Origin of the sequence: Streptomyces atroolivaceus, from assembly GCF_000717025.1 — a bacterium.
Taxonomy (GTDB): domain Bacteria; phylum Actinomycetota; class Actinomycetes; order Streptomycetales; family Streptomycetaceae; genus Streptomyces; species Streptomyces atroolivaceus.
In genome coordinates this window covers 433,769-455,370 of the sequence record NZ_JNXG01000001.1, presented here as the reverse complement: position 1 = coordinate 455,370, position 21,602 = coordinate 433,769, and the positions used below count along the sequence as shown (strand labels likewise).

General features: G+C 68.3%; 22 protein-coding genes. 11 read left to right on the top strand and 11 right to left on the bottom strand.

All coding sequences use genetic code 11. The features are described from left to right. Positions 1-28 precede the first annotated feature (28 nt). Entirely contained in the window at positions 29-1,084 is a 1,056-nt protein-coding gene (locus tag OO67_RS02025; protein ID WP_033296805.1) for a metallophosphoesterase, read from the top strand. Between the two features lie 185 nt (positions 1,085-1,269). Next, positions 1,270-2,094 (top strand): hypothetical protein, encoded by an 825-nt coding sequence (locus OO67_RS02020; RefSeq protein WP_033296804.1) that lies wholly within the window; start codon positions 1,270-1,272, stop codon positions 2,092-2,094. A 90-nt stretch (positions 2,095-2,184) separates the two neighbouring features. Here OO67_RS02020 and thiC read toward each other — a convergent pair whose 3' ends face one another. After that, a complete protein-coding gene (thiC, locus tag OO67_RS02015) occupies positions 2,185-4,023 on the bottom strand; it encodes a phosphomethylpyrimidine synthase ThiC (RefSeq protein WP_033296803.1) in 1,839 nt (612 codons plus the stop codon). Positions 4,024-4,220: 197 nt separating this feature from the next. On the opposite strand from thiC, the gene OO67_RS02010 reads away from it, so the two are divergent. After that, positions 4,221-5,576: a YibE/F family protein gene (locus tag OO67_RS02010; RefSeq protein ID WP_033296802.1), complete on the top strand. Its 1,356-nt coding sequence runs from the start codon at positions 4,221-4,223 to the stop codon at positions 5,574-5,576. 63 nt (positions 5,577-5,639) lie between these two features. Here OO67_RS02010 and OO67_RS02005 read toward each other — a convergent pair whose 3' ends face one another. The 4 genes from OO67_RS02005 to OO67_RS01990 all read right to left on the bottom strand — a co-directional run bounded on the left by OO67_RS02005 (position 5,640) and on the right by OO67_RS01990 (position 7,918). Then, positions 5,640-6,077 carry an SsgA family sporulation/cell division regulator gene (locus tag OO67_RS02005; RefSeq protein ID WP_033296801.1) on the bottom strand — a complete coding sequence of 146 codons (438 nt, stop codon included), beginning with the start codon at positions 6,075-6,077 and terminating at the stop codon, positions 5,640-5,642. Between the two features lie 101 nt (positions 6,078-6,178). After that, complete coding sequence (locus tag OO67_RS02000; protein WP_208860941.1) at positions 6,179-6,946, bottom strand: IclR family transcriptional regulator; 768 nt, start codon at positions 6,944-6,946, stop codon at positions 6,179-6,181. A gap of 287 nt (positions 6,947-7,233) precedes the next feature. Beyond that, on the bottom strand, positions 7,234-7,443 hold the full coding sequence (locus OO67_RS01995) for a DUF5326 family protein (protein ID WP_033297010.1): 210 nt from the start codon (positions 7,441-7,443) through the stop codon (positions 7,234-7,236). Positions 7,444-7,600: 157 nt separating this feature from the next. Then, positions 7,601-7,918, bottom strand: coding sequence for a cupin domain-containing protein (locus OO67_RS01990; protein WP_033296800.1), 318 nt, complete (start codon positions 7,916-7,918; stop codon positions 7,601-7,603). A 78-nt stretch (positions 7,919-7,996) separates the two neighbouring features. Between OO67_RS01990 and OO67_RS01985 the strand changes: the two genes are divergently transcribed. From OO67_RS01985 to OO67_RS01970, 4 genes are all read left to right on the top strand, one after another. Then, positions 7,997-8,374: a phage holin family protein gene (locus OO67_RS01985; protein ID WP_033296799.1), complete on the top strand. Its 378-nt coding sequence runs from the start codon at positions 7,997-7,999 to the stop codon at positions 8,372-8,374. Positions 8,375-8,439: 65 nt separating this feature from the next. Beyond that, entirely contained in the window at positions 8,440-9,564 is a 1,125-nt protein-coding gene (locus OO67_RS01980) for a cystathionine gamma-lyase (RefSeq protein WP_033297009.1), read from the top strand. 270 nt (positions 9,565-9,834) lie between these two features. Continuing rightward, the gene (locus OO67_RS01975; protein ID WP_033296798.1) at positions 9,835-10,731 is read left to right on the top strand and encodes a LysR family transcriptional regulator; all 897 of its coding nucleotides are present in this window, start codon (positions 9,835-9,837) and stop codon (positions 10,729-10,731) included. Positions 10,732-10,783: 52 nt separating this feature from the next. Beyond that, a complete protein-coding gene (locus tag OO67_RS01970; protein ID WP_033296797.1) occupies positions 10,784-11,263 on the top strand; it encodes an NUDIX domain-containing protein in 480 nt (159 codons plus the stop codon). Positions 11,264-11,653: 390 nt separating this feature from the next. Here OO67_RS01970 and OO67_RS01965 read toward each other — a convergent pair whose 3' ends face one another. After that, positions 11,654-12,892, bottom strand: a complete 1,239-nt coding sequence (locus OO67_RS01965) for an MFS transporter (protein WP_033296796.1) — start codon at positions 12,890-12,892, stop codon at positions 11,654-11,656. A gap of 140 nt (positions 12,893-13,032) precedes the next feature. Between OO67_RS01965 and OO67_RS01960 the strand changes: the two genes are divergently transcribed. Genes OO67_RS01960 through OO67_RS01950 form a run of 3 tightly spaced genes read left to right on the top strand, consistent with a single transcriptional unit; the run spans position 13,033 to position 15,178 of the window. Further along, a complete protein-coding gene (locus OO67_RS01960; RefSeq protein ID WP_033296795.1) occupies positions 13,033-13,491 on the top strand; it encodes a MarR family winged helix-turn-helix transcriptional regulator in 459 nt (152 codons plus the stop codon). Between the two features lie 28 nt (positions 13,492-13,519). Next, entirely contained in the window at positions 13,520-13,972 is a 453-nt protein-coding gene (locus OO67_RS01955) for a GNAT family N-acetyltransferase (RefSeq protein WP_033296794.1), read from the top strand. A 42-nt stretch (positions 13,973-14,014) separates the two neighbouring features. Then, on the top strand, positions 14,015-15,178 hold the full coding sequence (locus OO67_RS01950; RefSeq protein WP_033296793.1) for a winged helix DNA-binding domain-containing protein: 1,164 nt from the start codon (positions 14,015-14,017) through the stop codon (positions 15,176-15,178). Between the two features lie 66 nt (positions 15,179-15,244). On the opposite strand, the gene OO67_RS01945 is transcribed toward OO67_RS01950, so the two are convergent. Both OO67_RS01945 and dnaB read right to left on the bottom strand, forming a co-directional pair. After that, positions 15,245-16,624: a serine hydrolase domain-containing protein gene (locus OO67_RS01945; protein ID WP_033296792.1), complete on the bottom strand. Its 1,380-nt coding sequence runs from the start codon at positions 16,622-16,624 to the stop codon at positions 15,245-15,247. A 207-nt stretch (positions 16,625-16,831) separates the two neighbouring features. Continuing rightward, a complete protein-coding gene (dnaB, locus tag OO67_RS01940) occupies positions 16,832-18,310 on the bottom strand; it encodes a replicative DNA helicase (RefSeq protein WP_033296791.1) in 1,479 nt (492 codons plus the stop codon). 458 nt (positions 18,311-18,768) lie between these two features. Between dnaB and OO67_RS01935 the strand changes: the two genes are divergently transcribed. Next, the gene (locus OO67_RS01935) at positions 18,769-20,106 is read left to right on the top strand and encodes an MATE family efflux transporter (protein WP_033296790.1); all 1,338 of its coding nucleotides are present in this window, start codon (positions 18,769-18,771) and stop codon (positions 20,104-20,106) included. 104 nt (positions 20,107-20,210) lie between these two features. On the opposite strand, the gene rplI is transcribed toward OO67_RS01935, so the two are convergent. From rplI to OO67_RS01920, 3 genes are read right to left on the bottom strand one after another with little or no spacing between them, the layout of a single operon-like run. After that, positions 20,211-20,657: a 50S ribosomal protein L9 gene (rplI, locus tag OO67_RS01930; protein WP_028441692.1), complete on the bottom strand. Its 447-nt coding sequence runs from the start codon at positions 20,655-20,657 to the stop codon at positions 20,211-20,213. Between the two features lie 18 nt (positions 20,658-20,675). Beyond that, positions 20,676-20,912, bottom strand: coding sequence for a 30S ribosomal protein S18 (rpsR, locus tag OO67_RS01925; RefSeq protein ID WP_003967857.1), 237 nt, complete (start codon positions 20,910-20,912; stop codon positions 20,676-20,678). A gap of 42 nt (positions 20,913-20,954) precedes the next feature. Beyond that, positions 20,955-21,587, bottom strand: a complete 633-nt coding sequence (locus OO67_RS01920) for a single-stranded DNA-binding protein (RefSeq protein ID WP_033296789.1) — start codon at positions 21,585-21,587, stop codon at positions 20,955-20,957. Between the last annotated feature and the right edge of the window lie 15 nt (positions 21,588-21,602).

The following is a 21,602-nucleotide window of genomic DNA, read 5'->3' as shown; positions in this document are numbered from 1 at the left end:
CGGAGGCGCGACGGTGGTGGAGGGGTCGATGACTCAGGGGGCCGGTCAGGAACCCGTAGTGCGGACAGCGACGTTGCGTGACTTCCGCGTACCGCCGTATGCGCAGGTGCCGATGGACCCGCCCTTGCCGCACCCCGGCAACGTCGCGGTGGGCGACGAACCGCCGGAGGGGTACACCCCCACCGAGCGCGATCTGCCCGTGATCAACCGCGGCGACACCGTCCAGGTCCAGGCCGTCCCGGAGGGCCGTCCCTCAGGTGAATCCGGCCTCGGTCCGCTGTTCGTCGTCGGCGACGTCCACGGCTACCTGGACGAGCTCCTGGCCGCCCTGTGTGAGCAGGGCCTCGTCGACGCCGACGGACGGTGGGCGGCCGGGAACGCCAGACTCTGGTTCCTCGGCGACTTCACCGACCGCGGCCCGGACGGCATCGGTGTCATCGACCTCGTCATGCGCCTCTCCGCGGAGGCCGCGGCGGCCGGCGGGTACTGCAAGGCCCTCATGGGCAACCACGAACTGCTGTTGCTGGGCGCCAAGAGGTTCGGCGACACCCCGGTGAACTCCGGCGCCGGGACGGCCACCTTCCAGGCCGCATGGCTGCTCAACGGCGGCCAGAAGACGGACATGGAACGGCTCCAGGACGTCCACCTCCAGTGGATGGCCCGGCTCGACGCGGTCGTCGAGGAGGACGGGCACCTGCTGATGCACTCCGACACGACGGCCTACCTCGACTACGGATCCACCATCGAGGACGTCAACGACACGGTGCACGCCATCCTCACGCGGAACGACGCCGATGAGTGCTGGGACCTCTTCCGCAAACTCACCAAGCGGTTCGCCTTCCGCGACGAGGGCGGCGCACAGGCCGTTCGCGAACTGATGTCGACGTACGGCGGGCAGCGCGTCGTCCACGGTCACAGCCCCATCCCCTATCTGCTGGGCGAGGTCGGTCCCGAGGAGGGCGAGGACGCGGCACGGCCCGTGGTGGACGGCCCCCACGTCTACGCCGAAGGGCTCGCCATCGCCATGGACGGTGGTGTGACGATGGCCGGAAAGCTGCTGGTCGTCCAACTTCCCCTGCATTGACAGAGGGCCGGCGGGAAGGACGCATCAGGTCACGACACCGTCGACGGCCGGGCCTATTTCCGGAAACCCCCTGTCACGCCGTGCCGTAGGCGCTCTACCATCGGCGTATCAGTAGCAGGCTCTCCTCCGTTTCCGCCCGACCGCCCGGCCCGCACGGTCGGTCAGGCCCTACGGAGCATCGGGGGATGCACATGAAAAGCGCTCCGCACCTGCTGGCCGAGGACCGCCCCGAGTACGAGCGGATCCTTGCCGACGCACTGCGTCATGCTCACGAACGACCGGATCTGGACGGAGTCGGCGACCGTCTCAACACGGAACAGCTGCGGACGATGGCGCTCGACGCCACGCCCCTGATCACCGCGGCGGCCGCCACCGAGTACGACCACTACGTGAGGGCCCGCGGCGAGCTGCGCGGACCGGTCGACCCGGATGCGCACGCGTCGGTCCTCGGCCCCGCCGCCGGCGACGCCGACCCCACAGGCGCCGGCACCCTCGCGGTGATCGCCGTACTGGCACCCGTCCTCGCGGGCACGGCCGCTCTCATATTCCTGCTGATCGGCTATCCCCTCAAGGCGCTCGACCCCACCCCGGCCTTCGCCGGGACCATGGTCGCCGCGGGGTGGTTCTTCGCGGCCGTCGCCGCTGCGGCCATCCTCGTCGCCGCTGTGGGGCTCCTCGTCACCGCCCTGCGCAACGGTGCCACCGCGCTGCCCGCCCTGGACGAGGAGGAGGAGCTCCCGGAGGACGTGGCACGCGCCCGCGAGGCCTGGCGCCACGCCCTTCTGGAACGCGGCATCCTCCCGTTCCTCCGGGACGCGCTGGCCGACCCGACGGCGGGGCCCGCCTCGCGGACACCACACCGCTCGGCCCATCGGATCCCGAAGATCGGCTACAGCAGACCCGACTTCTCCGGGCCGGAGGACGGCTCCTCCGCCGGCCCGCGCCCGACCTTCACCAGCCCTGACTTCACCAGCCCGGATTTCGGCGGGCCCGAGCATCAGCCGGAATGAGCGACATCAGGACCCACCGGCCGGAGCGGGCGGCGTCGTCCCGGCCGGCCGGGGCCGGGACGACGCCGTGACCGCCGCGGGCCGCCGACGTCAGTCCGCGATCGGCAGATAGACCCTGTTGCCCGCCGCAGCGAACTCCTTGGACTTCTCGGCCATCCCCGCCTCGATCTCGGCCTGTTCGTCCCCGTGCTCCCGCCGGATGTCGTGGGAGATCTTCATCGAGCAGAACTTGGGACCGCACATCGAGCAGAAGTGAGCCGTCTTCGCCGGCTCGGCCGGCAGCGTCTCGTCGTGGAACTCCCGCGCCGTGTCCGGGTCGAGCGCCAGATTGAACTGGTCCTCCCAGCGGAACTCGAACCGGGCGTCCGACAGGGCGTCGTCCCACTCCTGCGCCCCGGGGTGCCCCTTGGCGAGGTCAGCCGCATGAGCGGCGATCTTGTACGTGATGACGCCCGTCTTCACGTCGTCACGGTTCGGCAGCCCCAGGTGCTCCTTGGGCGTGACGTAGCAGAGCATGGCCGTCCCCCACCAGGCGATCATCGCCGCACCGATGCCCGAGGTGATGTGGTCGTACGCGGGCGCGACATCAGTCGTGAGGGGGCCCAGCGTGTAGAACGGGGCCTCTTCGCAGATCTCCTGCTGGAGATCGATGTTCTCCTTGATCTTGTGCATCGGGACGTGCCCCGGACCCTCGATCATCGTCTGGACGCCGGCCCGCTTGGCGACTGTGTTGAGCTCACCGAGCGTGCGGAGTTCGGCGAACTGCGCCTCGTCGTTGGCATCGGCGATGGAACCGGGACGCAGCCCGTCGCCGAGCGAGTACGTGACGTCGTAGGCCGCGAGGATCTCGCACAGCTCCTCGAAGTGCTCGTAAAGGAACGACTCCTTGTGGTGGGCCAGGCACCAGGCCGCCATGATGGACCCACCGCGCGAGACGATGCCGGTCTTGCGGCGCGCCGTCAGCGGGACGTACGGCAGCCGCACTCCGGCGTGCACCGTCATGTAGTCGACGCCCTGCTCCGCCTGCTCGATGACGGTGTCCTTGTAGATCTCCCACGTCAGCTCCTCGGCCCGGCCGTCGACCTTCTCGAGTGCCTGGTAGAGGGGGACGGTGCCGATCGGCACGGGGGAGTTGCGCAGGACCCACTCCCGGGTGGTGTGGATGTTGCGGCCGGTGGAAAGGTCCATGACCGTGTCGGCGCCCCACTTGGTGGCCCAGGTCATCTTGTCCACCTCCTCCTCGATGGAGGAGGTCACGGCGGAGTTGCCGATGTTGGCGTTCACCTTCACCAGGAAGCGCTTGCCGATGATCATCGGCTCGATCTCCGGGTGGTTGACGTTGGCCGGCAGGACCGCCCTGCCCGCCGCGATCTCCTCGCGCACCACCTCGGGTTCGACGTTCTCCCGGATCGCGACGTACTCCATCTCCGGGGTGATCTCCCCCCGGCGGGCGTACGCGAGCTGTGTGACCGGCCGGCCGTCGCGGCTGCGACGGGGCTGTCGCGGGCGGCCCGGGAAGACCGCGTCGAGGTTGCGCAGGCCCCCGCGCGGCGAGGTGTGCCTGAGCCCGTCGTCCTCGGGGCGCGCGGGGCGGCCCGTGTACTCCTCGGTGTCGCCGCGGGCGATGATCCAGCCTTCCCGGAGCGGGGCGAGCCCTCGACGTACATCGGTGTCGGTGGCGGGGTCGGTGTACGGCCCGGACGTGTCGTACAGCGTCACGTCCTTGCCGTTGGTGAGGTGCACCTGACGGACCGGAACCCGGAGATCCGGGCGTGAGCCCTGGACGTACCCCTTGTGCCAGCCGATGGACTTCCCGGCCCCGTCGTTCCCCGCACTGGCGGTGGCCGCGGTGGCCGCCGTCTCAGCCGAGGGCTGCGCATTCTGCGCATTCCGTATCGAGGCAGGCGTGCGTGCGTCCGCTGTGGTCATGAGACCTACTCCCTACGCCGGCATTACCCGGTAACAGGTTCGGCGGTCGGCGCAGCGTGTCCCGTATCGACGTACGGAGGTCAGCGCCCTCTCAGCCCGGTGCTCCGAGCTCCCGCGTGTACAAATGTGCCTCCACGCTAGCCTCCCTTCTGGCGTGCTGACCAGAGGGCCTCCCCACTTCTTGGGATGATCGTGGGGTGACGTCCCCCGGAAGCGCCCCCGAACCCCACGGCCCCGCATCAGGCAGCACGCAGAGTCATGCGCACGGCCACTCCCACAGCCACGGTCCTGCCGCACCCGTGTCCCAACACCTGCGTAAGGTCATCGCGGCCGTGGTGATCCCCTTCGCGACCGCGGTCCTGGTCGGTCTCGTGGCGTTCTGGCCCGGTGGTGCCCCCGACCACGAGCGCACCGGTGTCGGCTTCGACCGGCAGACCCAGGACGGGCGGGTGACGAAGGTCCTGTCGGTCGACTGCGCCGACGTCAACGCCTCGCAGGTACCACCGACGGGTGACACCTCCACCCCTTCGGGCCGCGAGGCGGTCAACGAGCAGTCGGGCCAGTGCAAGAAGGCCACGGTCGAGGTCACGACCGGTAAGGACAAGGGCCGTACGTTCGTCGAGGTCGTCCAGCCCGACGCCCCCCGGCAACTGCGCGAGGGCCAGGGGGTCGTCGTCGCGTACGCGCCCGACGCGCCCCGGGACCTGCAGTACTCGGTGACCGACGTGGACCGTTCGGTCCCGATGGCGCTGCTCGCCGGAATCTTCGCCCTCGCGGTGGTCGTGGTGGGCAGACTGCGCGGGCTGATGGCGCTCATCGCTCTCGCCGTCTCCTTCGCCGTACTGACCCTGTTCATCCTGCCTGCGATCCTGCAGGGCTCGAATCCTCTGGTCGTGGCGGTGATCGGTGCCAGCGCCATCATGCTGATCGCCCTCTACACCTGTCACGGCCTGACGGCCCGCACCTCCGTGGCCGTCATCGGCACGCTCATCTCGCTGTTGCTGATCGGGCTCCTCGGCTCCCTCTTCATCGGCTGGGCCAGCCTGTCAGGCAACACGGACGACAACACCGGGCTCATCCATGGGCTGTACCCGGAGATCGACATGAGCGGCCTCCTACTGGCCGGTGTGATCATCGGCTCGCTCGGAGTCCTCGACGACGTGACCGTCACCCAGACGTCGGCGGTCTGGGAACTGCACCAGGCCGATCCGACGATGGGCGTGCGCGGGCTCTACCGGGCAGGCATCCGGATCGGGCGCGACCACATCGCCTCGGTCGTCAACACGCTCGTGCTCGCTTACGCGGGCGCGGCGCTCCCGCTGCTGCTGCTCTTCTCGATCGCTCAGAGCAGCGTGGGCACGGTGGCCAACAGCGAACTGGTCGCAGAAGAGATCGTCCGGACCCTGGTCGGGTCGATCGGGCTGGTCGCCTCGGTGCCGGTGACGACGGTGCTCGCGGCCCTGGTGGTCTCCGCGGACCGCACGGGGCTCGGCACGGAAGCCGGAGCTCCTGCACCCGTACGGACCGGGAGGGGCCGGCGCCGCAAGGCGTGAGCCAGGGCACCGGACGCATGGACGTGGACGGCCGGTGTTCGGTGTTCAGCCGGACCTTCCTGTTCAGCCGGCGTTCTGTTCCTTGGCGAGGATGCGGCCCAGCGCCTCTTCCAGGCTTCCGTCGAAGTCACCCAGCGTGTGCTCCTGCCCCAGTGGCACCAGCTTGTCCGTCCGGTCGAGAAAAGCCACGAGAGGTGCCGTGCCGGCCCTGAAGAGCGCACGGTCAGCGCCCACCTGAAGGCGGATATGCACGTCCGACAGACCTTCGGGCTCGGTCGGGCCGATGTGGACATCACCGTCACCACTGGGGCTGTTGAGGCCGTCGAGCAGCAGCTCACGGCCGAATGCCCAGGTGACGGGGGCGTCACCTGGCAGGTGGAAGGTCATCCGAATCGCATACGGATCGCTGACCTCGTACCGGAGCTCCACCGGAATACGGAAGGAAAGCTCCTCGGAGACGAGGAAGCTCATCATGACCTCTGCTTGAACCGACTCGCGCATCGTTCAACCCCGCAGTAGATGAATCTGGCCAGGAATGATCCCCCGTGGCCCTATTGACGCCATCGTGGTGCACGCGATAGCAGATCACAAGGAGTGATTTTTCAGATACTGATAGAGAACACGAACGAGCGCAAGAGGGTGGTCACTTCGCAGCGTAGTTGTTCGACTGCGGGGAGCAACCGTTCTTCTTGGTGCAGGGGGAGAGAAACAGCCATCGCCGCCACGGCGGAACCGACAGTGATCGGAATGGCGGCACAGACCGTCCCCAGGACGTACTCCTGCCGTTCGACGACAGGTTCCGTACGTTCCATCGATCTCAGCCGGTGCAGGAACGCCTGACGGTCTCTTACGGAGTAGCGCGTGAGCGGCCGGACAGGGTGCCGGTCCAGATGATCCTCACGCGCACGCTCGTCGAGCTGGCCGAGGAGACACTGCCCGAGGGCGTGGGCATGTCCGGTCTCACGGAACGACGCCCATTCGCGCACGGCGGGGACAGCGGGAGTCTCGGCCACCGCGACCATCTCGATCTCGCCGTCCTTGTACAGGGCGCAGTACACGGGCGCCCCGATGACGTCCGCCCAGTGGGCGAGCGACTCCACGATCACTCCGGGCCGCGGAGTCGCGGGACCTCCGCCCAGCCGCTCGGCTGCGGCTCCGAACAGGAAGACGCCGTTCTCCCTGCGGAGATACCCCTCATGGGTCAGGGTGCGCAACAGGTGATAGGCGGTGGGGAGGGGAAGCCCGGCCTCCCGGGCGAGCTGCTTCGCCGGGGCACCGTCCCGATGGGTGCCCACAGCCTCCATAAGTCGCAACGCCCGCTGAACCGATCCGATCAACGTCGGGACAGCGGTACTCGATGCCGTGGTCACAGGTCACCCCCAGGCATGGTGACGGGCTCTCAGCCCTCCCGAGGGGGCCGCCCCCACGGGCCCGCCGCGAGCCTGGGGTCCGGAGACCGGACGGTCGCACAAACCACTGGGCAGGATGGTGACGGACCGTCATTTCCAAGCTGGCGGCAGCGGTACGCCACTGTATCGGCACGTTCCGTCACGAGTGAGGTTTCGTCCTGGACTTAGCTCAGCTGGGCTAATCCGCGAAATCGCCGACCCTTCACGCGGGCCCCCGGACTCCGCGTGACCGGGCCCGCCCGCCATGACTACCAGTCGCTGCGCTCGGAGGAGGAGAGGAACTTCCGCACGACGAAGATCAGACCACCGACGAGGACGACGAACACCAGCACCTTGAACAGCAGTCCGATGACGAACCCGACCACGCTGGCGATCAGGCCGCCGAACACGACGATCGCGATCAGAGGCACCGCGACCCACTTCACCCACCAGGGCATCCCCGCGAAAATCTGCCGCACCGACATCGCCGTTACCTCGTCTCTATGAGTTCCTGCTTCGATGCTAGAGGCGTGGGGGTGCCCGACGGGCGCCCGGGATCCCTTGAAGTCCCCTGAGTGATCCCCTAGGGAACCCCGGGGGCCAGGTGAGTCCGGCGGCGGTGGAACCCCTGGGCGCTCAGCCCTCCGGCGGCGAGAAGATCACCATCACCCGGAGGTCCTCGGTGATGTGGTGGAACTTGTGGGCGGCCCCCGCCGGCACGTACACGACGCTCCCCCGCGCGACCTGTGTGGTCTCCGTGCCGACCGTGAGTGAGGCGCGACCGCTGACGACGAGGTACACCTCGTCCTGCTTGTGCGGCTGCTGGGGGTCGAGCGCGCCGGCGTCGAGGGCGTACAGCCCGACGGACATGTTGCGTTCCCGGATGAACTGCAGGTAAGCGCCGTCGTTGGCAGCGCGTTCCGCCTCCAGCTCGTCCAGTCTGAATGCCTTCATCGTCCGTCCGCCCCTCGCGCCCGTGCTGATCAGTCCCGCCGGTGACCGCCACCGGTCGTGTCTGCCACGATCAGACACATGAAGAATTTCGTAGTCAAGACGATCGCCAACGCGGGTGCGCTGGCCGTCGCCATCTGGTTGCTTCAGGACATCACGCTGACTGGTGACGACACCGGGCGCAAGGTGCTCACGCTGATCGTCGTGGCTTTGCTGTTCGGCGTGGTGAACTTCGTCGTCAAGCCGGTGGTGAAGCTGCTCACCCTGCCTCTGTTCATCCTGACGCTCGGGCTGATCACACTTGTGGTCAACGCTCTGATGCTGATGCTTACCTCCTGGCTGGCCGGGCTCTTCGACCTGGACTTCCATGTCGACGGCTTCTGGACCGCGGTCCTGGGCGGTCTGATCATCGCGGTCGTGTCCTGGGCGCTCAACGTGGTGCTCCCCGACGAGGACTGATCCGCCCCCTGATGACACAGTGCACAGCGGACCGGTGAACACCGGGGAGAGACGAGGGAATGAACATGAGCACCACGGGCGACGGGACACGGGCCGTACGGGCAGGCCTGCCCGAACCGGAGCAGTACGAGCCCACACTTCCCGGTCCGGTCTTCGCCGCGCACTTCCATCTGTCCGGCGAGCCCGTCGGTCCCTACACCTACGGCCGGGAGACGAATCCCACCTGGACCCATCTCGAGCGCGCCATCGGCGAGCTGGAGGCGCCGGGGGAGCAGGTCGAGACCACGGTCTTCGCCTCGGGTATGGCCGCCATCTCGGCGGTACTGCTGTCACAGGCACGCACGGGTGACACCGTGGTCCTGCCCGACGACGGCTATCAGGCGCTTCCTCTGGTGCGGGAGCAGCTGGAGGCGTACGGCGTCGAGGTACGGACCGCGCCGACCGGCGGCGACGCCCAGCTGGAGCTCCTCGACGGGGCGAAGCTGCTGTGGATCGAGACTCCCTCCAACCCCGGGCTCGACGTCTGTGATGTGCGCAGGCTCGTCGAGGCCGCGCACGCCGCGGGAGTCCTGGTCGCGGTCGACAACACCCTCGCCACCCCTCTCGGCCAGCGGCCCCTCGAGCTGGGGGCGGACTTCTCGGTGGCCAGCGACACGAAGGGCATGACCGGGCACGGGGACATCCTCCTCGGCCATGTGAGCTGCCTCGACCCGCGGCTCTCGGCCGGAGTGCGGCGCTGGCGCAAGGTGGTCGGAGCCATTCCGGGCCCCATGGAGGCCTGGCTGGCGCACCGTTCGCTGGCCACGCTGCAGCTGCGCATCGACCGCCAGTGCACGACCGCGCTGGCACTCGCCGAGGCCTTGGCCGAGCGCACGGACGTGACAGGGCTCCGGTATCCGGGGCTGCCCGACGACCCTTCGTACCCGACCGCGGTCCGGCAGATGCGGCGCTTCGGCTCCGTGGTCTCGTTCGTCCTGGCGGACAGGGCCACCGCGGAACGTTTTCTGGCGGGGCTGCGCCTCGTCGAGGAAGCGACGAGCTTCGGCGGCGTACGGTCCACGGCCGAGCGCCGGGCGCGCTGGGGCGGGGACGCGGTGCCGGAGGGTTTCGTCCGCTTCTCGGTCGGCGCCGAGGACCCCGAGGACCTGCTGGCAGACGTGATGCGGGCGCTGGACGCGTCCGGGCGCTGACCACTCCCCTACGGGCCTGGCAGGACCGGCCCGGGACGGGCGTCCCCGTCCACCGGGCCGGTCCTGCGCGGGACGAGCGGTCCGAGCCTCCCCCCTCATGACTCGGACCGCCCCGGTTCTTGCGCTGAGAACCGTCTGGACAAGGCTAGTTGACTCTGCGTCAGTGTCCAATCACAGTATCGACAGCGACCTATCGACATTTTTATCGTTGGGCGTTCACGAGGGGACGGTGCGGGACGGCGCATCGTCGCGGAGGTTAGGGGGCGAGCCGTGGACCTGGCCCTGCTGCGCACGTTCGTCACGGTGCACCGGGCCGGTTCATTCACCCGGGCCGCCGCCCTGCTCGGGCTCTCCCAGCCGGCCGTCACCTCGCAGATACGCACGCTGGAGCGGCAACTGGGCCGCCCGCTCTTCCTTCGCAGGGCCCGTGGAGTGACCCCGACCACCGTCGGCGACGAGCTCGCCCACCGAGCAGCCCCTCACCTGGACGCTCTGGTCGACATCGTCGAGGCGGGACTCGACGAGGGTTCGGGGACCAGGACACTGCACCTGGCCGGGCCCCCCGAGTTCACCTCCGTACGGGCGCTGCCCGCCCTCACCCCGCTGATCTCCCAAGGGCTGACGCTGCGCAGCACCTTCGCCGCGAACACCGAGGAATCGCTGGACGGGCTGGCCGCCGGACATCACGATCTGGCCATCACGACCGCCCGTCCGCGGGGTGGGCTCCTGATATCGACCACCCTCTGCGACGAGGAGCACGTCCTGGTCGCAGCCCCGCGCTGGGCGGGACGCCTGGGACCCGGGGCGCTGCGGCACAAGGGTTCCGTACTGCTGGAGCAACTGCCGGTGGTCGAGGTCCACGAAAGCCTTCCCCTGGTCTCCCGCTACTGGGCGACGGTCTTCGACAGCCGTCCGGCCGCTGCCGCCGCCGTGATCGCACCGGATCTCCGCGCGGTGCTGGAGTGCGCGGCAGCGGGCGCGGGCCTCGCCGTTCTTCCGCGCTACCTCTGCGAGAGCGCACTGGAGCGAGGCGAAGTAGTGGCGCTGCTCGACCCCCCGGTACCGCCGTTGCGCACGTACTTCCTCGTCGCGAGGACCGGCACACTCGGACTCCCGCACATTGCGCGGGCGCACGAGTGGCTGGTGCGTGCTGCGGTGGACTGGTGACCGGCCGGCCGCCACGCGTTTCAGATGGGGTTTCCCGGGCCACTCTCTTGCCATGACCGAACGCCCCGTGGTCAAGCGCACAGCACGCGCCGTCCTGCTCGACGGCGATGACCTCATCCTGATCAAGCGCACCAAGCCCGGAGTCGACCCGTACTGGATCACGCCGGGCGGTGGCGTCGAGCCGGAGGACGCCACCGTGGTCGACGCACTGCACCGGGAGGTCGACGAAGAGCTCGGTGCCAAGGTCGTCGATGTCGTGCCCTGCTTCGTCGACACCGTCGAGCACATCGCCGGCGGCGGCGTAAAAGGCGTGAAGGTGCAGCACTTCTTCGTCTGCCGACTCGCTTCGATGGACCTGACGCGTCGGCACGGGCCCGAGATCGACGAGCCCTGTGGCGAGTACGAGGTGGTCCGTGTGCCGTTCAGCCGCGTCGGAATCGCGGCCGTACACCTCGTCCCCCTGTCTCTTCGGCACTATCTGGATGCCAACATCGAGGGTGTACGCGCGATGCACGCGCCCGATCTGGGCTGACGCCTGTCCTCGGAGCGAGGCGATACGAGGAGCAGGCCCGGCACGCCGCGTACGCCGAGGCACAGGTAGCCGTGGTTACTCCCGCGGTCGGATGGCCGCGTCCTCCGTGGCCGCCATCGTGTTTCACGTGAAACCACTCAGGCGTCCTGTTCACCGAAGCATCCTCGCCGCTCACATAGTGCTTTCCCTTGCATCGGCCTGCCGCTGCCACTCGGCGCCCCGTGGGCCTGGTCAGGCACCGCTGGGTCTGGACGAAGCTCTGGCTGACCATGATCACCACTGGACTGTCGATCTTTTCGCTCCGACCGGGCATCGAGGCCGCGGCCCGGGGGACGACCCGCGTCGATCTGGTCGTCGCACCCTCGGTGGCCGCGGCCACGTACGTCTTCATCACCGCGATATCGGTGCTGAAGCCGTGGGGACCGACTCGCCGGGGCCGGCGCCTGAGGCAGGGCCGGGAGAGGCAACCGCCTGGTCACCGTTGACCGTCCGGCGCTCGAGCGCACCGGAGAGCACTGCCAGGAGCAGCGCGGAGGCTGCGAGTACGGCGCCGACCCAGTTGGGGGCGGTGTATCCGAGCCCGGCCGCGATGACGATGCCGCCGAGCCATGCGGAGAGCGCGTTCCCCAGGTTGAAGGCACCGATGTTGACGGCCGAGGCCAGGGTGGGCGCACCGGCTGCCTGGTCCAGGACCCGCTTCTGGAGCGGCGGCACGGTCGCGAAGCCAAGAGCTCCGATGAGGACGATGGTCACCGCGGCGGCGAGCTTGTTGTGCGCGGTCAGCGTGAACAGGGCCAGAACAGCGGCGAGTGCGCCGAGCGACACGTACAGCATCGGCATCAGATGTCGGTCGGCGAACTTGCCACCGAGCAGATTTCCGCCGACCATGCCGAGCCCGAAGAGGACCAGCAGCCACGTGACCGACGACGTCGCGAAGCCGGCGGTCTCCGTCATCATCGGGGTGATGTAGGTGATCGCCGCGAAAACGCCTCCGAAGCCGAGGACCGTCATCGCCATGGCGAGCAGGACCTGCACGTTGCGGAACGCTGCGAGCTCGTGACGGATCCGTACTCCCTCGGGCTTCGGCTGCTCGGGAACGAGCTTGGCCACACCGAGAAGCCCCAGGACCCCAAGTCCCGCGACGACGAAGAACGTGACGCGCCAGCCGAAGTTCTGGCCGACGAAGGTCCCCAGCGGGACCCCGACGACGTTGGCGACGGTGAGGCCGGTGAACATCATGGCGATGGCTCCCGCCTTCTTCTCCGGCGCGACGAGATCAGCGGCCACAACCGAGCCGATACCGAAGAACGCACCATGGGCGAGTGAGGCGATGACCCGTCCGGCAAGCATGACACCGAAGACGGGTGCCAGTGCGGAGACCACGTTCCCCACGATGAACAGCCCCATGAGGAGCATCAGCATCCGTTTTCTGGTCACGCGGGTACCCAGGACGGTCATCAGCGGAGCGCCGAGGACCACACCCAGGGCATAGCCCGTGACCAGGAACCCTGCGGCGGGGATCGAGACCTGGAAGTCCACCGCGACGTCGGGAAGCAATCCCATGATCACGAACTCGGTGGTGCCGATACCGAATGCCCCAATGGCAAGGGCGAGGAGCGCGAGTGGCATGGGTGTCACCTTCCCTAAAGGTTGCATCTGCGCCTTACGGGCGCCCACAATAATTGCAGACGCTTATTAAATGCAAGCGCGGGCTATTGCGTACGTGCCCTATCCTGGAGGCAAGCAGCTCCCGCACGGAGGAGAGACCTATGACAGCGACAGATCCCGCCCTCACCGCGCTCGCGCAGAGCTGGTGCGCCCTCTCCCTGCTCCACGGGAAGATCGAGGCCCGCATCGAACGTGCCCTTCAGTCCCGTCACGGCCTCAGCGCGCGTGAGTTCTCCCTGCTCGACGTCCTGAGCCGCCAGCACAGCGGCACGGGCGGCCACCTGCAGATGAAGCAGGTGGCGGACGCCGTGGTGCTGAGCCAGAGCGCCACCACCCGTCTGGTCACCCGCCTCGAGGACCGCGGGCTGCTCACCCGGTACCTGTGTGACACAGACCGGCGGGGCATCTACACGGACGTCACGGAAGCGGGTCTCACGCTGCTGAGCGAGGCAAGGCCGACCAACGACACCGCACTCCGCGCCGCTCTCGACGAGGCTGCCGAGAACCCCGAGCTGGCCCCCCTGGTGCGGACTGTCGAGGCTCTGAAGATCCCCGCCTGAGCCGGCGGGCTTGCGTAGTCTGCCGATCATGAGCGATCTCGACATACGTCCGGCAGCACTCGCCCACCTCCCCGCCATCGTGGCCATGCTCGCCGACGATCCGCTGGGTGCGCAGCGCGAGTCCCCAGGCGACCTCGCCCCGTATCAAGCCGCCTTCCGGCGGCTTGCCGACGACCCCAATCAGCACCTGGTCGTGGCCGTGCGCGAGGACCGTGTCGTGGGCAGCCTCCAGCTGACGATCATTCCTGGGCTGTCCCGGCGTGGTGCGACCCGTTCCGTCATCGAAGGCGTCCGTGTGCACGCGGATGAGCGCAGCAGCGGCCTCGGCACCCAGCTGATCCAGTGGGCGGTCGACGAATCCAGGCGTCAGGGTTGCCAGCTGGTGCAGCTGACGTCGGACGCCACGCGTACGGACGCCCACCGCTTCTACGAGCGACTCGGCTTCACCGCAAGCCATGTGGGGTTCAAACTCAGCCTCTGAACCGTGGAGGTCCGCACAACTCCGCACGACGGGAGGCATCACGTGTACCGCGTCGATGACGAGCAGCGCAGGACCAGGCTCGGCCGACGGCATCTGCTGGCCCCGTCCGTGCGGACCGCCTCCGCTGTCGCAGTGGCCGACGCCGTCGTCGCCCTGCACGCGACGGATGCCGCCACGGTCCACCTCTCCGTCTGCGCGCGGCTGACCGACCCCGGCGCCGCAACCGTGGAGCGAGCCCTCTACGAGGACGTTTCCCTGGTGCGGCTGCTCTCCATGCGGAACACGCTGTTCGTTGTGTCCAGGGACCTCGCACCTGCCGTCGACGCGTCGAACGCACGGGCCGTGGCAGCCAAGGAACGGCGGAAGCTCCTCAAGCATCTACGTGAGGACGGCAACGGCCTGGACGAGCGGTGGCTCGCCGATACCGAGCGGCAGACGCTCGCCGTTCTGACCGCTCGGGGTCACGCCACAGGGAGCGACCTTTCGGCCGTCGTGCCCGCGCTGCGCACGAAGATCACCGTATTCCCCGGGACGAAGCAGAAGGCGGTCCAGGGAGTCGCCTCCCGCGTGATCCGGGTACTGGCCGCTGAGGGGCACATCAGGCGGGGCCGGCCACGCGGTTCATGGACATCCAGCCAATTCCGCTGGACGGCCTCCGCTCCCTGGCCTGCGTCGGATCCCGCCGAAGCCCGGGCGGAGGTGGCCGGGCGCTGGCTCCACTCCTACGGCCCCGCCACGGAGGGCGACCTCGCATGGTGGACCGGCTGGGGCGTACGTGAGACGCGTGCGGCCCTGGCTGCCGTCGGCGCCGAGGAGGTGCTGCTCGACAGAGGGGCCGTCGGCTGGGCCGCCCCAGGGGATCTCGACGCTGAACCTCCCCCGGAGCCCTGGGCGGCCCTGCTGCCCGGTCTCGACCCGAGCGCTATGGGATGGAGGGACCGCGGCTTCCACCTGCCCGCCGATCACCGTGCCGCGCTCTTCGACCGCGCCGGAAACATCGGGCCCACAGTGTGGTGGAACGGCCGGATCGTCGGTGGCTGGGCACACCGCGCAGACGGCGAGCTCGTGTGGCGGCTGCTTTCCGACGTGGGCGATGACGCCACACAGCTCATCGAGGCGGAGGCGGCCCGGCTGTCGGCCTGGTTGGGCACCAGCCGGATAACCCCGCGCTTCCGTACGCCTCTGGAACGTGAACTGACGGCCTGATCAGTCTGGAGCGACATGGCTGGTGGGGCGGGTCGGCGTTTCACGTGAAACGCCGACCCGCCCCACTCAGGTGGCAAGCCCTCGCCATCCCCCCTCATCGACACCCCCGGGAGTAGCCGCGCTCCGGTCGTACGGTTCCCGGGTGAAGACGAATGACGCCAGCTCGAGATGGTCGACAGTTCCGTCAGCGGCACGCACGATCCGGAGGGTCTCCCCCGCGTAGTAACCGTTGAGCCCCGTCCAGGTCCCGTCGGAGCGTGCTCGGAACCGTGCCGCACGACCGGCGCCCCGCAATGGCTGGAACTCGAGGTCGCCGTCCGCGAGCAGCTTCACACCGTGGACCTGCGTGCCCCAGTACCAGGGCCCGGTCAGTGCCAGCAGCTCCTGATCGACCTCGGGAAGCGGGCGCCACGGCGCCGGGATCCTCGGCTCCGCGTCGGCAACGATCTCCAGGAGGTCCGCGGCGACGGTACCGGTCAGTGGGCCGGAGGTGGCATTCGAAAGCACCACGGCTGCCACGTCATCCTCGACGCTGAACAACAGCGTGGCCAGGAAGCCGGGAAGCGAACCCGAATGACCGATGAGCGTGCGGGTCCCGCGCCGCACGGCCTGAAGACCGAGGCCATACGTGCCGGACCAGTCACCTGTCTCGGGCGGGGCAGCGGGAACCCGCATCTCCGCGACCGAGGACCCACGGAGCACGCGTTCATCACCCTGCGCCAGGAAGCCCGCGAAGCGGAGAAGATCGGTGGTGGTAGACCAGAGCTGGCCGGCCGGCGCCATCAGCCCGAGGTCCTCAGCCGGCTCGGGCAGCATCACGTCGGCCCATGGATGGACGGCCCAGCCACCCGCATGAGGGGCGTGCGCCTGCGGAGTCGTGCGGTTCATCCCGAGGGGTTCCAGAAGCTCGCGGCGCAACACCTCGGTCCAGGAGTCACCGCGCACCTTCTCGACCAGCGAACCGAGCAGCGTATAACCGGGGTTCGAATAGTGGTGCCCGTGCCCGGAGGGATGGATCAACGGCCTCTCGCCGAGCACATCCGCAAGCTCCGGACGCACATCACCAGGGGTCCGCTCCCACCAAGGCGCCGGTGTCTCGGCTCCCAGACCCCCGCTGTGGCCGAGCAGTTGAAACACGGTCACCTGCCCGACGCCCGTGCCCGGCAGGTGCTTCTCCAGGGGGTCGTCCAGATCCAGCAGCCCTTCGTCGCGCAGACGCATCACCAGCACAGCGGTGAACGTCTTGGTGATGGACCCGATCCTGAACTGCGTATCACCATCGGGGTCATGGCCGTCCACACAACTGCGTGCGCCGCTCCATGCGATCCCGCCGTCCCGCTGTACCGCGGCTACGAGAGAGGGGGCCCGGCCTTCGGTCTGCGCGACGGCGATGCGGTGCAGCAGGGCGCGCCGGGTACTGGGGAGCAGAACTCCGGAATAGGTCATGCCCAAGGATGACCTGCGCGTCATCTGCCTGACGAACGCTTATCACCATCGCCTGCGCTCCGGACCCCGCGCCTCACACGGTGCACGGCCTTGCCCCCTGGGGCGCTTCTGAGTGGCATGGTTCCCAAGCCCGTGTCCTATGGGCCACGCAGTGGCCAACGCCGGTGGAAAGTGGCCACGGGCTCTGGAAACCTACACCTGGCCAGGTCAGGTCTGAGCCATGTCCACGAAGCGGGAGTAGTGGCCCTGGAACGCCACGGTGATCGTCGCCGTCGGTCCGTTACGGTGCTTCGCCACGATCAGGTCCGCCTCCCCGGCTCGCGGTGACTCCTTCTCGTACGCGTCCTCGCGGTGCAGAAGGATGACCATGTCGGCGTCCTGCTCGATGGAGCCGGACTCACGCAGGTCGGAGACCATCGGCTTCTTGTCCGTGCGCTGTTCGGGTCCACGGTTCAGCTGGGACAGGGCGATGACGGGAAGTTCGAGCTCCTTGGCAAGGAGCTTGAGGTTTCGGGACATGTCCGAGACCTCTTGCTGACGGCTCTCCGCCCGTTTGGCCCCGCCTGACTGCATCAGCTGGAGGTAGTCGATGACCACAAGCTTGAGGTCGTTGCGCTGTTTGAGGCGACGGCACTTGGCTCGGATCTCCATCATCGAGAGGTTCGGCGAATCGTCGATGTAGAGCGGAGCCGCCGACACGTCCGGCATCCGACGGGCCAGGCGAGTCCAGTCCTCGTCGGTCATGGTCCCGGAACGCATGTGGTGGAGAGCCACTCGGGCCTCGGCGGACAGCAGGCGCATCGCGATCTCGTTGCGCCCCATTTCCAGGGAGAAGATCACGCTCGGCAGGTTGCTCTTGATCGAGCAGGCGCGCGCGAAGTCCAGGGCGAGAGTGGACTTACCCATGGCGGGGCGGGCCGCGATGACGATCATCTGGCCGGGGTGCAGGCCGTTCGTCAGGGAGTCGAGGTCCGTGAACCCGGTCGGTACACCGGTCATCTCCCCGCTGCGGGACCCGATGGCCTCGATCTCGTCGAGAGCGCCTTCCATGATGTCGCCGAGCGGCAGGTAGTCCTCGCTGGTGCGCTGCTCCGTGACCGCGTAGATCTCGGCTTGCGCCGAGTTGACGATCTCGTCGACGTCGCCGTCGGCCGCGTATCCCATCTGGGTGATCTTCGTGCCGGCCTCGACCAGGCGCCTGAGCACCGCCCGCTCGTGGACGATCTCCGCGTAGTACGAAGCGTTGGCCGCGGTGGGCACGGACTGGACGAGCGTGTGCAGATACGGGGCTCCACCGACCTTGGTGATCTCTCCGCGCTTGACCAGCTCGGCCGCCACCGTGATCGGGTCGGCCGGCTCGCCCTTGGCGTACAGATCGAGGATCGCCGTGTAGACGGTCTCGTGGGCCGGGCGGTAGAAGTCGTGGCCCTTGATGATCTCCACGACGTCCGCGATGGCGTCCTTGGACAGCAGCATGCCGCCGAGCACGGACTGCTCGGCGTCAAGGTCCTGCGGGGGCACCCGCTCGAAGCCGGACGGCCCACCGCCTTCCCAGCTGCTTTCCCGGCCACGCTCGTGCTGCTCGTCGCGGGCCTTGCCCTCTCCGCGGCGCTGACGGGAGACGGGCAGACGGTCGCTGGGACCGACATCGGCCCAGGGATCGTCCAAAGGCTCGGGAATGCTCACCGGGCCACCTCCTCCCGTCCGCTTCGCGGACCTAGCCGTGCCACTCTTTCTTACGGCACAGCACCGACAAACAAGACGCCCGACTCCGGTTCCGGCGCGTCTAGTTCTGCGGGCTTCCAAGCCGGAACGGAGTGCGGGCGCCGCACCACGGTAGGCCGGTCCGCACCGTCAGCCAATCTGGTTATCCACAGGGCATGTGGACGACGGGCCAGATGCTGTGGACAACCCATCCGATCCTGTGCACGGACCGGGGGACAGCACTGTGGACAAACTCATACCCACCTACCGGCGAAGCCTGTGACCTGGCATTTCTCGTTCCAGGGGCTGTGGGGAAGAAAAACTTTTGCCCTCAGCTCGAGATCTGCGGAAACACCCTCCCCCCGAGCACGGCAAGCCGATCTCGGTAAGGGCTGCTGACACCTTGCATCTCTTACCTGTGGAAGATTAGATTGGCCCTCATGACCAAGGCGCCCACGGCCCAACCGCCATCCCGCCGTCGGCACGACCGCGAGATCATCGCACTGGCTGTCCCAGCCTTCGGCGCGCTCGTAGCCGAGCCGCTCTTCGTGATGGTCGACAGTGCCGTCGTCGGCCATCTCGGCACGCCGCAACTGGCCGGCCTGGCGGTGGCGGCGGCCCTGCTGACGACAGCGGTGAGCATCTTCGTCTTCCTCGCCTACGCCACCACAGCCGCGGTCGCCCGCCAAGTCGGTGCGGGAGATCTGGCATCCGCCATCCGCCAGGGAATGGACGGCATCTGGCTCGCTCTGCTGATCGGCGCCGCTGTCGTCGCCGTCACACTCCCTCTTGCCCCATGGCTGGTCGACATCTTCGGAGCGTCCGACACAGCAAGCCCGTACGCCACCACGTATCTGCGCATCTCCAGCCTGGGCATCCCCGCGATGCTTGTGGTTCTCGCAGCTACGGGGGTACTGCGCGGACTGCAGGACACTCGTACGCCGCTCTATGTCGCCATCGGCGGCTTCACGGTCAACGGCGCCCTCAACGTCGGACTCGTCTACGGTGCGGGGCTGGGTATCGCAGGATCCGCTTGGGGGACCGTCATCGCCCAGATGGGCATGGCGCTTGTCTATCTGATCGTTGTGGTGCGCGGGGCCCGTCGGCACGGCGCATCGCTGCGGCCCGACGCTGCGGGCATCCGGGCCAGTGCTCAGGCAGGCGTGCCCTTGCTGGTCCGCACGCTCTCCCTGAGGGCGGTCCTGATGATCGCCACTGCCGTGGCCGCCCGGCTCGGCGACACGGATATCGCCGCACACCAGATCATCCTGTCGCTCTGGAGCCTCACGGCCTTCGCCCTGGACGCGATCGCTATCGCGGGACAGGCCATCATCGGCCGCTACCTGGGGGCTGACGACACCAAGGGCGCCCGCGAGGCATGTCGCCGGATGGTTCAGTGGGGCATCGCGTCCGGGATGGTTCTCGGGGTGGTGATCGTGCTCGCGAGACCGCTGTTCGTCCCGCTGTTCACAAGCGACACGTCCGTGCAGGACACCCTGCTGCCGGCTCTGCTGGTCGTGGCGCTCTCCCAGCCGATCTCCGGTGTGGTCTTCGTCCTCGACGGGGTCTTGATGGGGGCAGGAGACGGCCGCTATCTCGCCTGGGCCATGATCCTCACCCTGGCCGTCTTCGCCCCGGTCGCTCTCCTCGTGCCCAGCCTCGGAGGAGGCCTCACAGCCCTCTGGGCCGCGATGACGCTGATGATGATTGTCCGTCTGGTGACGCTGTGGATACGCATGCGATCCGGCCGCTGGCTCGTGACCGGAGCCACGCGCTGAGGTGCTGTGCCCGCCGGCCCCCACTGGCTTCCCGGTTTCACGTGAAACGACGAAGGGCCGCACCAGAGGTGCGGCCCCTCACCTAGCTCTGCTGAGCTGTGCCCTTAGGCAGCAACGACCTCGATACCGAGCTTCGCGGCAACCTCAGGGTGCAGACGGACGGACACCTGGTATCCGCCGAGCGTCTTGATCGGCGAACCGAGCTCCACGCGACGCTTGTCGACGTCCGGACCACCGGCAGACTTGATCGCCGAGGCGATGTCAGCCGGGGTGACGGACCCGAAGAGGCGGCCGGCGTCGCCGGAGCGAACAGCCAGACGAACCTTCACGGCTTCGAGCTTGGCCTTGATCTCGTTGGCCTGCTCGATCGTCGCGATCTCGTGGATCTTGCGGGCGCGGCGGATCTGCGCCACGTCCTTCTCGCCACCCTTGGTCCAGCGAATGGCAAAGCCACGCGGAACCAGGTAGTTACGGGCGTACCCGTCCTTGACGTCCACGACGTCGCCGGCGGCACCGAGGCCAGTGACCTCGTGGGTGAGGATGATCTTCATGATTCGGTCACCCTTCCCTTATCGCGCGGTGGACGTGTAGGGCAGCAGCGCCATCTCACGGCTGTTCTTGACTGCCGTGGCGACGTCACGCTGGTGCTGCGTGCAGTTGCCGGTGACGCGGCGGGCACGGATCTTGCCGCGGTCGGAAATGAACTTCCGCAGCATGTTCGTGTCCTTGTAGTCCACGTACTGGGTCTTGTCCTTGCAGAACGCGCAGACCTTCTTCTTAGGCTTGCGCACAGGCGGCTTCGCCATGGTGTTTCTCCTGTGTGATCAAGAAGTGGGGTACGAGCAGCCCTAGAAGGGAGGCTCGTCCGAGTAGCCGCCGCCGGAGCCGCCGGAACTGCCGGAGCTTCCGCCCCAGCCGCCCCCGCCGCCCTGCTGGCCCCCGCCCTGCTGGCCACCGGCCTGCTGGCCGCCGGCCGGAGCGTTGGTGGCCCACGGGTCGTCGGCGGGAGCACCGCCGCCGCCCTGCTGACCGCCGGCACCGGGACCGCCGCCCCAGTTGCCGCCGCCCTGCTGGCCACCGCCGTATCCACCCTGGCCACCGCCCTGGCCACCGCGACCTGTGGTCTTGGTGACCTTGGCCGTGGCGTTCTTCAGGCTGGGGCCGACTTCCTCGACGTCCAGCTCGTAGACCGTGCGCTTGACGCCCTCACGGTCCTCGTAGGACCGCTGCTTCAGCCGGCCCTGCACGACGACGCGCATGCCTCGCTGGAGCGACTCCGCGACGTTCTCCGCCGCCTGACGCCAGACCGAGCAGGTGAGGAACAGGCCTTCGCCGTCCTTCCACTCATTGGTCTGCCGGTCGAAGATGCGGGGAGTGGACGCGACACGGAACTTCGCGACCGCCGCACCGGACGGGGTGAAGCGCAGCTCGGGGTCGTCGACGAGATTGCCGACGACCGTGATGACGGTCTCGCCTGCCATGGGTGAACCTCTCGG